Annotated in this window: 9 protein-coding genes; 6 read left to right on the forward strand and 3 right to left on the reverse strand. The window is 43.4% G+C overall.

What is annotated here, in order from left to right; translation table 11 throughout:
• Positions 1–72 precede the first annotated feature (72 nt).
• From HOP38_RS08305 to rsmF, 4 genes are all read left to right on the forward strand, one after another.
• Positions 73–1,869, forward strand: coding sequence for an ABC transporter ATP-binding protein (locus tag HOP38_RS08305; protein WP_198557841.1), 1,797 nt, complete (start codon positions 73–75; stop codon positions 1,867–1,869).
• 39 nt (positions 1,870–1,908) lie between these two features.
• On the forward strand, positions 1,909–3,159 hold the full coding sequence (locus HOP38_RS08310; RefSeq protein ID WP_198557842.1) for a paraquat-inducible protein A: 1,251 nt from the start codon (positions 1,909–1,911) through the stop codon (positions 3,157–3,159).
• Between the two features lie 8 nt (positions 3,160–3,167).
• Positions 3,168–5,804 carry a PqiB family protein gene (locus HOP38_RS08315; protein ID WP_198557843.1) on the forward strand — a complete coding sequence of 879 codons (2,637 nt, stop codon included), beginning with the start codon at positions 3,168–3,170 and terminating at the stop codon, positions 5,802–5,804.
• A gap of 112 nt (positions 5,805–5,916) precedes the next feature.
• Positions 5,917–7,335 (forward strand): 16S rRNA (cytosine(1407)-C(5))-methyltransferase RsmF, encoded by a 1,419-nt coding sequence (gene rsmF / locus HOP38_RS08320; protein WP_198557844.1) that lies wholly within the window; start codon positions 5,917–5,919, stop codon positions 7,333–7,335.
• A gap of 282 nt (positions 7,336–7,617) precedes the next feature.
• Here rsmF and HOP38_RS08325 read toward each other — a convergent pair whose 3' ends face one another.
• On the reverse strand, positions 7,618–8,457 hold the full coding sequence (locus HOP38_RS08325; RefSeq protein ID WP_006074547.1) for a CvfB family protein: 840 nt from the start codon (positions 8,455–8,457) through the stop codon (positions 7,618–7,620).
• A gap of 112 nt (positions 8,458–8,569) precedes the next feature.
• Here HOP38_RS08325 and HOP38_RS08330 point away from each other — a divergent pair, with 112 nt between their 5' ends.
• On the forward strand, positions 8,570–9,919 hold the full coding sequence (locus tag HOP38_RS08330; RefSeq protein WP_006074549.1) for a hypothetical protein: 1,350 nt from the start codon (positions 8,570–8,572) through the stop codon (positions 9,917–9,919).
• A gap of 36 nt (positions 9,920–9,955) precedes the next feature.
• Here the strand turns inward: HOP38_RS08330 and HOP38_RS08335 are convergent, their stop codons facing one another.
• The gene (locus tag HOP38_RS08335; RefSeq protein WP_006074551.1) at positions 9,956–10,435 is read right to left on the reverse strand and encodes a PaaI family thioesterase; all 480 of its coding nucleotides are present in this window, start codon (positions 10,433–10,435) and stop codon (positions 9,956–9,958) included.
• 126 nt (positions 10,436–10,561) lie between these two features.
• Positions 10,562–11,473: a putative PEP-binding protein gene (locus HOP38_RS08340; protein WP_198557845.1), complete on the reverse strand. Its 912-nt coding sequence runs from the start codon at positions 11,471–11,473 to the stop codon at positions 10,562–10,564.
• A gap of 261 nt (positions 11,474–11,734) precedes the next feature.
• On the opposite strand from HOP38_RS08340, the gene HOP38_RS08345 reads away from it, so the two are divergent.
• Complete coding sequence (locus tag HOP38_RS08345; protein ID WP_171389084.1) at positions 11,735–12,799, forward strand: 3-deoxy-7-phosphoheptulonate synthase; 1,065 nt, start codon at positions 11,735–11,737, stop codon at positions 12,797–12,799.

The following is a 12,799-nucleotide window of genomic DNA, read 5'->3' on the forward strand; positions in this document are numbered from 1 at the left end:
CAATAACACTTTCAATATCTTACAATACCAGTACAATGCCTCAAAATCGTAATAGGAACTATTCTCAAAAGCATGACAAGTACGAAAGACACTATTAGCCGTTCCTGGTTAATAACTCAAGTAAAAAATCATAAGTCTCGGCTTATTGCGGCGAATATTATCGCTCTTATTGCTACACTCATTAGCGTCCCTATCCCACTATTGATGCCACTGATGGTCGACGAAGTTCTGCTTAACCAACCTTCCACTGGTTTGCAGTATATGAATATGATCATGTTAGATAGTTGGCAGACACCTATCGGCTACATCGCTCTTACCTTAGTACTCGTCGTTCTTATGCGTACTGTAAGCCAAGGTCTAAATATTCTGCAAGGTCGCCAGTTTACGCTGGTTTCTAAAACCATTACCTATAAAATCCGATGCAAGATGATAGATAAGCTCGGTCGTATCAGCATCAAACAATATGAGACTCGCGGTAGTGGCGGCATTAATGCGCATTTAATTACTGATATTGAAACCATTGACCAATTTATTGGCTCAACGTTAAGCAAATTTATTATTAGTTTCCTAACCGTTTTAGGCACCGCTATCGTCTTGCTATGGTTAGAGTGGCGACTAGGCCTGTTTATCCTATTGGTCAACCCAATCGTCGTCTATTTCTCCCGAAAATTGGGCGGAATGGTTAAGCATCTAAAAAAACAAGAAAACCAAGCGTTCGAAAAGTTTCAAAATCGCCTAGTTGAAACACTTGATGGTATTTATCAACTTAGAGCTGCTAATCGAGAGCGAGATTTCTTACAACAGCTCAAAGAACAAGCCGATGAAGTTCGCAGTAACGCCGATAAATACGCGTGGCAGTCTGAAGCCGCAGGTAGATTGTCGTTTCTTCTTTTCTTAATTGGATTTGAGCTTTTCAGAGCCATCGCAATGGTTATGGTGTTATTCAGCGATCTCACCATAGGGCAAATCTTCGCGGTCTTCGGCTATTTGTGGTTCATGTTAGGCCCTGTTCAGGAATTATTAGGTATTCAGTTCTCTTGGTATAGCGCAAAAGCCGCACTAATAAGAATCAACAGTTTACTCGAATTGGAAGAAGAGCCGCGCGCCATTAGTAAAGTCAATCCATTCAAAGCTGATCGCGAGGTAGATGTTGCCATTGAAAACGTCTCTTTCTCTTATGATCAAGATAAAGACGTACTCAATAAACTGGACTTGCATATCCCAGCGGGTAAGAAGGTCGCACTGGTGGGAGCAAGTGGTGGGGGCAAGTCAACGCTCATTCAGTTACTTATCGGCGTTTATAAACAACGCAGTGGCATCATTCGCTTCAATGGTGTTAACACTGACGACATAGGTTTCGACATAATTCGAGATAAAATTGCTGTTGTTTTACAGCAACCTATACTTTTTAATGACAGCTTGAGGCATAATCTGACACTTGGCAGAGAGTATGACGACTTCTCCATTTGGAATGCGCTCAAAGTTGCTCAGCTACAAGACGTCACTGACAAGTTAGTCGACGGTCTAGAAACACAAATTGGTCGCAATGGTATTCGGTTGTCCGGAGGACAACGTCAACGACTCGCTATTGCTAGAATGATATTAAGCGATCCGCAGTTCGTCATCCTTGATGAAGCGACGTCTGCACTCGATACTGCTACCGAAGCGGCTTTACACACCGCATTGACTGAGTTTTTGAAAGGCCGCACCACATTGATCGTCGCTCACCGACTTTCAGCAGTAAAACAGGCCGATCTCATCTATGTTCTGGAAGATGGACAAGTCACTCAATCAGGAACGCACGTCGAATTGGTCGAAGCAGAAGGACTGTATCAGACACTTTATGGCTCAGTGCAATCAGCAAGTTAGCTCCACAGCAACACACTCATCTTTGATAGGTCATGAAAGATGAGTGCCTGTTCTCACGCGCGAACACCTACCCAAGTTCGTTTATGCCAATGCTGTGAATTGCCTGTTGACATCGTCGACCTAAAAAAAGGCTACAGTGCTGATTGCCCTCGTTGCGGTACCCAACTCTATCGCAGCGAAAGTTACTCAATTGGTGGCAACCTTGCGCTAGCAATAACCTGCCTACTTCTGTTTATACCTTCTCATTATTTCGACTTTATAACTATCCGACTTGTAGGAATGATGATTGAAGGCACCTTAATGGAAGGGGTTTATGCCCTCATTAAGGAAGGCTACCCAGGGCTTGCTTTGTTAACCCTGTTTTGTCACACCATTGCCCCACTCGCTATGTGTGCCACAGTGATAACTGCTCATGTCGCACTGAAGTATCGTTGGTTCAATACGCTTAAAATATCGCTCAGCATTCTCTCACACAGTAAGCACTGGGTAATGTTAGATGTCTTCCTGATCAGTGTCGCTATTTCATGCTTTAAGCTCCAAGATTATTCGGATATCTACGTTGGTAATGCACTATATAGCTTGGTGATTCTACAAGTACTTACTATTGTTCTAGTGAACCGAGTAAGCACAAGACGTTATTGGGAAAGTTGGCAAGCAGAAAGCTCATTGCCAGTAGAAGCGAAAGAAATCCACTGCCACACATGCCATTTATCACAACCCGAAGCTGAATTTTGCGTTCGTTGCCACAATCCACTGCACCATCGCAAGCCCAACTCCATGCAGAAGACATGGGCGCTGCTTATTGCCGCTACCGTTGCAATATTCCCAGCCAACCTTGTGCCTATTTCAATTTTAATTACCAATGGACAACGCCTAGAAGATACCATTTTTTCTGGGGTCGCATCGCTTATTAACAATGACATGCTGGGTATTGCCATTATTATCTTTGTCGCGAGTATCGTAGTACCCGTAGCTAAGATTATTGGCCTCAGCTATCTGATGTTTTGCATTCAATTCGACAAGGTTAAAAATCACAAAGTCGAAATGAGTATTTACCGAGCGATTAAATGGATCGGCAAATGGTCGATGACTGATTTGTTCGTCATTTCAATCATGCTTACCTTAGTAGACCGTGGCCAGATTTTGAACTTCACCCCAGGGTTTGGTGCCGTTGCCTTCGGTATAGTGGTTGTATTAACCATGTTTGCGGCCGAAACATTGGACCCACGATTACTGTGGGACAGATATAATTCGAAACCTTCCTTGCAACCTGAAACCAAAGTTGAGTAGTAGCTTTAATGAGTAACGAGAATCAACAGCAACCATCCTATAGCCCAGAGATTAAGAAAGATCGACGCATATCTCCTCTCTGGATCTTGCCTGTTTTGACCATCGCCTTGGCGGGTTGGTTATTAGCAAAAGCCGTTCATGATGCCGGTCAACGAGTGCAAATCTACTTCTCTGATGCTCAAGGATTAATCGCAGGTAGAACGACTATTCGCTATCAAGGTTTAGAGGTGGGTATGGTGCGAGACATCAATCTGTCAGAAGACCTGAGTAACATCTATGTCGATGCTGATATATATCCTGAAGCAACCAAATTACTGGGTGAAGACACGAAATTTTGGTTGGTAAAACCTTCCGCGTCGCTATCTGGCATTTCTGGATTAGATGCTCTGGTATCCGGTAACTACATATCGATTTTCCCTGCTACCGAATCCGATAGCGCGAAATCCAAATATGTGGCTCTTGAGTCAGTACCAACTGAACTCGCCGTCAACGACGGGTTAACTGTTACTTTAAAGGCAAGAGACTTAGGGGGCATTTCAGTAGGCTCAAAAATTGTCTACAAGAAAATTCCAATAGGTGAAGTCTATAGCTTCAAACTTGATAATGATGCTGAAACCGTAATTATAAAAGCATCTATTCAAGACGAGTTTCGTCACATCATCACTGACAAGAGCCGCTTTTGGAATGTGAGTGGCATCGGAGCTAATGTTGGTTTTCAAGGTGTCGACATTCGTCTTGAAAGCTTGAGTGCTATTCTCGCAGGCGCCATTGCCGTAGACTCTCCCGACGGTGGTGAACCGGTAAAAGCTGGGACAGATTTTAGACTGTACAAAGATCTTAAAACCGCTGGTCGAGGTATTCCAATTCGCATCGCCCTACCCGATAACAGCAACCTGAAGGCCAATGGGTCACCGATTATGTATCGCGGCCTTGAGATCGGCCGTATCAACAATTTGGCATTAAGCGGCGAACGAGACTCTATCATTGCTTCAGCATCTATCGAGCCAGCCTTCAGTGATATGCTCAATCAGGGCACATTGTTCTTATTGGAAGAAGCCAAAGTGTCATTGTCTGGGGTTGAAAACCTATCAAATCTGATTACTGGAAACTTTTTAACGCTCGTTCCTGGAAGTGGCGAACAAGCCCGTGACTTTGTAGCAGTTAAACAAGACGAACTCGACCGCGTTCAAGCGAAATCTATCGCTATACGTCTACTTTCTGAGAACTCATTTGGTCTTGAGCCTGGCAGCAGCGTCCTTTATAGAGGTATTCCTGTCGGTACGCTAAATAGCGTGGAACTGGTGGACGACCAAGTGGCAATGGATATCTCCATTGATATTGAGTACAAAGATCTGATTCGCTCGCAAAACCGCTTTTTCGTAACAGGCAGTGCTACCGCTGAGTTAACTAAAGCGGGACTCAACGTTACTGTCCCACCAGCAAAACAACTTCTAACAGGCTCTATCAGTTTTGTCAGTGAAGGTGCGAAAACAGACCGCGCAGAATTTGCCTTGTTCCAAACCAAATCGTTGGCTGAGTTAGCAAAACATGACCAAACTGGTTCAATGCGCCTGACACTATTCGCTAATGAGCTTCCTCCAATCCAAGAAGGTAGTCCTGTTCTATATCGAAATATGCAGGTAGGTAGCGTATCAAACTACTCATTGACCGATGGCGGAGTCTATATTCAAACGAGCATCGATAACAAATACAAGCACCTCGTTACACCGCAAACGGTATTTTGGAACCGCTCTGGTGTTGAAGTTGAAGCCTCTTTATCTGGGATCAGTGTTAAAGCTGCGCCACTCAAAACACTTATCGACGGCGGTATCGCATTTGATAGCATGCCGGGTATCGACAACAAAACTGGCAAGAACTGGAAACTATATCAGGACTTCAACTCAGCTCGTAAATTTGGTCAGTCTATTACTCTCTATACCACGACATCAGACCAACAAGTCAGTAAAGGTATGCCGCTAAAATACCAAGGGGTAAAAGTTGGTGAAGTGATGCTTACCGTTCCAGATTTCGATAAAGAGCGTGTTGAAGTAATCGCAAGAATTCTGCCGGAGTATGTCAATCAATTAACTACATCAGGCACCTATTATTGGATGGTGAAACCGCAAATCGGTCTTAACGGTGTGAAGAACCTAGGCGCTATTGTTAGTCAATATATAGCCGTAGAGCCGGGTAAAGGAAAAGCCTCTAAGGTTTTCGACCTTAACGATTTTCCTAAAGTAGAAAACGGCGTTGAGTTTACGCTACAAAGTGAAACTCGTGGCTCAATTAAGCCTGGAACACCAATCCTCTATCGAGACATTGAAGTGGGTCGTGTCACTGACGTCGAGCTTGGCACATTCGCTGACCGTGTCATCTCCACCATTCAAATTGATCCGCACTATGCCTATTTAGTCCGTTCTAATAGCGTGTTTTGGAATGTGTCTGGTTTAGATGTGCAAATTGGCCTCTCGGGCGCTAACATCAAGGCTGGTACTGTTGATAGCCTGATTCGAGGAGGGATTACGTTCTCTACTCCAGAAGGGAAACAGCTTCAACCTCAAGCAGAGGCTGGACAGTCGTTTTATTTAAACACCTCTGCAGAAGAAAACTGGAAAAAATGGCGCACGCCAATCCCTACTCCTTAATCGATCAAAAGACGCCTTTCCTAAGCCCGCAATAGCGGGCTTTTATTTGCTTTGATTACCGCTGGGTATATAATTCGCTGCTAAATAAACACAGCTATCGAAAGGCATCATTTTGCACGCCAATGTTTACCTCCCAGAAGACTTCTTAAGACATGTTGAAACGTTCCTCCCTAGCACTCTCAACATGGAAGACTTCATCGCCGCTTGTCAAAGACCCTTAAGAAAGAGTATTCGCGTTAATACCCTTAAGATTTCAATTGATGACTTTTTAAACAAAGCACTGGCAAATGGGTGGGAATTAACGACCATCCCTTGGTGTGAAGAGGGATTTTGGATTGATGCAGACGAAAGCACCGTACCCCTTGGCAACACCGCAGAGCATATGGCAGGATTATTCTATATTCAAGAAGCCAGTTCTATGCTTCCGCCTAGCGCTTTATTTTGTGGTGATGACAAATTTGAAGCCGTCTTGGACATGGCCGCCGCTCCCGGCTCAAAAACGACTCAGATTGCCGCATTAATGAATAACGAAGGAGTTTTGGTAGCGAATGAGTTTGCCTCTAGCCGCGTTAAAGTATTGCACGCCAATATCGAACGCTGCGGAGTCAGTAATGTTGCAATGAGTAACTACGATGCTCGCGTGTTTGGCGGATGGTTGCCCGAACAGTTTGATGCCATTCTCTTAGATGCACCATGCTCAGGGGAAGGAACCGTTCGTAAAGATGCCGATGCGATGAAAAACTGGAGCCTAGCGTCTACCAAAGATATTGCACAAACCCAGAAAGACCTTATTGAAAGTGCATTTCACGCCCTAAAAGTAGGTGGGTCCTTGGTCTATTCTACTTGTGCTTTAAGTCCAGAAGAAAACCAACAGGTTGCTCTTCATCTCACACAAACTTTTGGAAATGCTGTTGAAATCACGTCATTGCAACAGCTGTTCCCTGATGCAGAGAAAGCGACAACACAAGAAGGGTTTCTGCACGTTTTCCCGCAAACTTACGACAGTGAAGGCTTCTTTATTGCCAAGTTTAAGAAAACAGCTGCTTACCCTGCACCAACAGTAAAGAAGCGACTAGGTAAGTTTCCTTTTCAACCATTAACTCGAAAAGAATCAAGTGACGTTGTCACTCAACTACAGCAAACTATGGGAATTTCTCTTCCACAACACAGCACGTTATGGAAGCGTGACAATGACATTTGGTTATTCCCAGAAGCGCTAGAACCAATGTTGGGAGAGTTTCGTTTCTCGCGCATGGGTATCAAAATCGCAGAACAACATAAAAAAGGTTATCGCTGGCAACATCAAGTCGCTACTGCTCTGACTAATACTGAAACAGCCGCTGTTCCCCTATCTAAAGAGGACGCAAGAGAGTGGTTTATGGGTCGAGACGTAAGGCCTGAGGGCTTATCTGGCAAAGGCGAAGTGTTCGTTAGTTATAACGGTTTTATTATTGGTTTGGGTAAATGGGTTGGAAATAGAGTAAAGAATGGCCTTCCAAGAGAGTTGGTGCGCGACAAAAACCTGTTTTAAGCCAAATACATAGCGGTTTTAGCTAGCTAAAACCGCTTGTCACATCGCTTTTTTCCTGTTCTGTACTACACTTTAAAGGTTATCAACACATAGGCAATTAAACGCAATAGCCGTTTAAAGTAAAGATTCTAAGCACTGACATAAAGAAGCATAGCGACGCATTATTGAATGCAGGTTTGTTTAAAACAGTTAGCGTAGGCTCTCCATGAGCCATTCCCCTAGGCCCAAATCAGGATCAGTTTTGGGCCTCTTTTTGGTCTGAAGTTTTATCGTTAGTTTTGATTAGTCTTGAATCAGACGAATACCATCTTTATCAATACTGATCTTACCTTGCTTATATAGACCACCGATACTCTTCTTATATGTACCTTTACTGGTTTTGAAGGTGGCAAAAATCGCTTCAGGCGTAGATTTGTCGCTCAATGGTAAGAAGCCACCTTTCTTCTCTAGTAGACTTAGGATTTTTTCACTTAAATCATCCATTTTTGCAACGCCCACTTTTTGAAGCGTCAAGTCTATCTTACCATCAGAACGAACTTGTTTGATAAAGCCCTTCAACTGCTTACCGATAAACAACTTACCAAATACATCCGAAGGGAAAATCATTCCCCAGTGTTCACCATTAATGATCGCTTTGTAGCCCAAGTCACTGCGTTCAGCGATGAGCAAATCAACTTGCTGGTTCTTTGTATATTGTGCAGGTGTATTGTCTAAAATCTTGTTGAATTTCGTGGTACCAACGATACGGCCGGATGCTTTGTCGGTGTACACGTAAACCAGGATCGTTTGTCCTGCTGACAGGCGACCACGCTGTTCGCTAAAAGGAATAAGTAAGTCTTTCTCTTTAATTCCCCAACTGGCAAATGCGCCGATGCTATTTACGCCTTCAACTTTCATCAGGCCCCACTCGCCAACTTGTGCAACTGGTTTTTCTGTGGTTGCAGCAATTTGGTTGTCCGCATCAAAATAGAGAAAAACATCAACAACATCACCAACCGCTACACCCTCAGGAGCGTGCTTCTTGGTTAATAAAATTGAACCGTAATCTTTTCCGTCTAAAAACCAACCAAAATCCGCTTCTTTTGTTACTTCTAGCTGGTTGATACGACCTACGTTAATCATTGTGTTTATCTCTATTGGGGTAATTGGCGCGATTATACCTGACTCGCTTTAAGATGCTAGTTTACCTTGGTTCTGATATGCTTAACGTTATCAAAGTACACGGAGAAGTTGTTTGATCACCGTCGACAAGCAAGACGCCATTACACTCAAAATTGCACACGTGATGGCAAATTCAAAAAGATTAGATTTAGATGTTTACTTATTCGTCCCAAACGAACTAGGGATGAAGTCACATCTAGTATCCGAAACAGATTTCTACTACGATTCAATTTCGCAAAAGCGAGCTTACTACAGTAATGAAACACTTCTGCCACTCGTTCACTCGCGATTAGCAAAGCGAGGACGCCTTTCTAATACTCAATACCGCGTCAGTTTGAGTCTATTCGCCTACCAATATGTTATTGCCCTCGATAAAGCAGTTGCAACCTTAAAAGAAACGGCGAAGGAAGATGTCACCGCAGATGAAATAGATGAAGTCATTGAACTCGCTCTCGATATTCTTAAGAAGATGCGCCGTTCGATTCCTTATGAAGAAAGCCTTAAACGTCACTATGCCAACATTGATAACTATTTATCTTGGTATACCGGGCAGAAGTTTCTCGAACTCGTCGTCTATATCCCTAACGGTAAGGCATATACCCCTTTAAAAGATCGGCTTATTACCATTGTCGAAAAAGAACAGGCACATCGAAATCTTAACAACTACAACTCTGAAAAAGTTCGTAAAGACCCTACTCGTCTTAGCAACAAGATGAGATTATTGCGCCGCTTGATTGAACACCCTGTAGTACTGCAAGAAAAGTCAACGTCCGTCGGCAGTAATACTAAACGAGTTATCAAAGGTACTGCGACTGGACTGGTGATGTTATTCGTAACGTCCGCGGTCATATTGGCACGCGATTATCTGGGCGAGATTACCGCTTCATTTATTCTTGTACTATCTGTTATCTACGCATTGCGTGAAGTATTTAAAGATGACCTACGCGATATTATGTGGCGCTGGATACAAAGAGGAAAACCTAAGTGGCGCAGACGTTATATCGATGCAACTACAAAGAAAGATGTGGGCAGGAAAATTGAGTGGTTGGACTACACAACGTTCGAAAAAATGCCAGATAGAATTAAGTCTATTCGCAAGAAGCGTGTGGTTCAAAGAGAAGAAGAAATCTTGCACTATCGCTCACTAACCGACATGGCGACCTCTAAATTTACCAGTGGTTATGATCAGACTCGTGAAGTCATTAATATTAACTTCCGAGCGCTGACGCGATTGATGGATAAATCCAACAACCGCTTTTATAAGCTTCAAGACGGTCAAGTAGTGAAAGAATCGTTAGAAAAACGTCACTTGCTCAATCTGATTGTGAAGGAGCACAACCATGGTAACGAACCCATTTACTATCGTTGGAAAATTGTGCTCAGCCGTTCGAAAATTGTCGATATAGAACAAATCCCACTGTAGTACTAAAAGTTTGAGTACACAGTTTGGTTTGCTAGGTTACGCTGCCTTAGCTTTTAATGACAAGACCAAAGAAAACTCCGCCATTGGTTCGTCACCATGTAGTGATGGACAGATGGCGGTAATCTTTACCGGTCTGTTCACACGCTCTCCCGTTCTTATCGTCTCGTCCAACATTTCATCAATAAGCCTTCCGTCAGAGCAAACAAATTGAACATCAGCTTCTGGCCGTTTTAGAAATTTGCCTTCGACCTCTTTGAATGCCAACGACACTTTATTACCGCGTTTTTGCGCTTTGTTCATCGCCATAAATCCGCCGGCAACATCAGCACCAACCGCAAGCACGCCAAAATACATACTGTTTAAGTGGTTCTTCGTACGTCGCCTTAATGGAATATTAATTACGACCTTTTCTTCGTTCAGTTCCAGTAATTTTGGACGGCATAACCAAATTAACGGCACCTTCATAAACCCAAACGCGTTAAGGTAAAAATTAGCCTTTTGTAACGGCGATAACATACGACTTCCCTCATTCATACTTGTCTGACCAGTAAACTAGAAAGCTACGAAGATGTCAAAATTTTGTTAATAAAAAGCTCCTAACTTCGTAAGAAGACAGGAGCTTTCACTGTAGCGCCGCCGTAATTAAGCTGCAGTGGAATATACGTCGATTCTACCCAGTTCAGAAATGAAGTCTTTAAGGGCTGGATAATCGTCGAGTGATCCAATTGTCAGTAGAGCCGGTTTTCGCGCTTCTTTTGAGGCGGCAACCGCTTCTTTAATTAGCTTTAGTACCGCTTCGTTTTGAGGGTCGTATAGATGAACTAGTTCTTCTTGATTGATGTCGACACCTAAAGTCAATTGAGTCAAGCTCTCAACTTTAATTACCAATCCATCGAAATACTGAAGCAAACGCTCAGACAGCAGCACTGCGGAAGGAGTGTCACAAGCAAACAATACGTTTAGACCATTAAGGCCTCGTGGCAAACCCTGCTCAGCGAGTCGATCAATGATTTTAGCGGCATCACTCAAGGCACGTACGCAAGGCACAACGATTTCGACATTAATACCGTCAGCTCTCAAACGCTTTATCACTTCGCATTCAAGCGCAAAGCACGCTTTATAAGCGTCAGAAGCAAATCGAGAGACACCACGAAGTCCCAGACAAGGGTTCACCTCATCAGGTTCCGCGCCTCCACCTAGTAGAGCACTCATCTCGTAGCTATTTGCATCATTGAGTTCAAGACGTACGGTGTCGTAAGAAGCAATATTCGCCGCTTTAATTGCATTCACTAACGTCTCAACAAAAAACTCTGAAGCACTTTGCTCACCTAAGATAGCATTTATTGCCTCGAGCTCTACGGTATCGAGAGAGTCAACCATTGAGGCATAGTTGGGGTGAAAGAATATCTTTTCCATAATGAGCTCAGAAATAGATACATAAAGATGGGTAGCAGGTTGCTGCTGCTCGCCAAAACTAGGTAGTACATTTCCAAGGTTCAGGTTGGTTGTTGATTCGGCTTCTTCTTGGCCAGTTTGGATAGTGTCGTACCCCATTGCTGCTCCGTGCTGTTGTTATTTGCTTTAAAGGAAAAATACCGACTCCCGCCAATGAATACAAGGGATTCCTTTTAATTAAATGTGACCACTATTTTTGTAGCACGAGGATAAAGCCAAACTTTGATTCTAATTTAACCAATGTGTGTTTTATGAAGGGCGAATCAATGCAAATGATACGGTTATCTCCGGATTAGAGGTTTATTCTAACTGTCATTTCGTTTATCTTTATCGCTTCGTAATAAATTTGCAGGCTGCACCATGCCATTAAAGACAGATGAACTAAGAACACAGGCATTAGGTCCAATGCCGACTCCGTCAGAATTGAGTACGAATCACCCAATCACGGATGACGTTGCAGAGCGCATTGCTAATTCTCGCCGTCAAATTGAAAGTATTTTAAGCGGAGAAGACAATCGTCTTCTTTGCATCGTAGGACCTTGTTCAGTCCACGATACTGAAGCTGCACTAGACTACGCTAAGCGTTTAAGTGCAATTCAAGACAAGTATAAAGACGACCTATTTATCGTCATGCGTACTTACTTTGAAAAACCACGCACTGTTGTTGGCTGGAAAGGCTTAATTACTGATCCCAATCTTGATGGTTCTTATGCTCTTGAGACTGGCTTGAACAAAGCTCGTGGTTTGCTTCTAGACATCAACAAACTTGGTTTGGCTACAGCAACTGAGTTTTTAGATATGATTACGGGCCAATACATCGCCGACCTTATCACTTGGGGCGCAATTGGCGCACGTACTACTGAGTCGCAAATTCACCGAGAAATGGCCTCAGCTTTATCTTGCCCTGTTGGTTTCAAAAACGGTACCAACGGCAGCATCAAAATTGCAATTGATGCGATTCGCGCCGCGAGAGCACAGCACTATTTCTACTCACCAGATAAACATGGCCGTATGACAGTATACCGCACCAGTGGTAACCCATATGGCCACGTGATTCTACGTGGTGGAGACACAGGACCAAACTTCGATCAAGCGTCAATAGAGAAAGCATGCGAACAGTTAGCGTCATTTGACTTACCAGCTCGCCTAGTTGTTGACTTCAGTCATGCAAACTGCCAAAAACAACATCGTAAGCAACTCGACGTTGCGAAAGACATCGCTGGTCAAATTATCTCTGGTTCCAATAAGATTTCAGGCATCATGGCTGAGAGCTTCATAGAAGAAGGTAACCAGAGCATGGAAGATCTCCATAACCTTACTTATGGACAATCAATCACAGATCCTTGCCTTAGTTGGAATGATACCGTTCAAATGCTAGACATTCTTGCTGATGCTGTAAAACAACGTAACGAGAAGGAAGGTTAA

Source organism: Vibrio mediterranei, from assembly GCF_013364395.1.
Taxonomy (GTDB): Bacteria; Pseudomonadota; Gammaproteobacteria; order Enterobacterales; family Vibrionaceae; genus Vibrio; species Vibrio mediterranei.

Excerpts from the sequence above, each read along its gene's own strand:
- HOP38_RS08315 (WP_198557843.1), top strand. The coding sequence starts at position 3,168 with ATGAGTAACGAGAATCAACAGCAACCATCCTATAGCCCAGAGATTAAG.
- HOP38_RS08335 (WP_006074551.1), bottom strand. The coding sequence starts at position 10,435 with ATGTTATCGCCGTTACAAAAGGCTAATTTTTACCTTAACGCGTTTGGG.
- HOP38_RS08305 (WP_198557841.1), top strand. The coding sequence starts at position 73 with ATGACAAGTACGAAAGACACTATTAGCCGTTCCTGGTTAATAACTCAA.
- HOP38_RS08340 (WP_198557845.1), bottom strand. The coding sequence starts at position 11,473 with ATGGGGTACGACACTATCCAAACTGGCCAAGAAGAAGCCGAATCAACA.
- HOP38_RS08345 (WP_171389084.1), top strand. The coding sequence starts at position 11,735 with ATGCCATTAAAGACAGATGAACTAAGAACACAGGCATTAGGTCCAATG.
- HOP38_RS08325 (WP_006074547.1), bottom strand. The coding sequence starts at position 8,457 with ATGATTAACGTAGGTCGTATCAACCAGCTAGAAGTAACAAAAGAAGCG.
- HOP38_RS08310 (WP_198557842.1), top strand. The coding sequence starts at position 1,909 with ATGAGTGCCTGTTCTCACGCGCGAACACCTACCCAAGTTCGTTTATGC.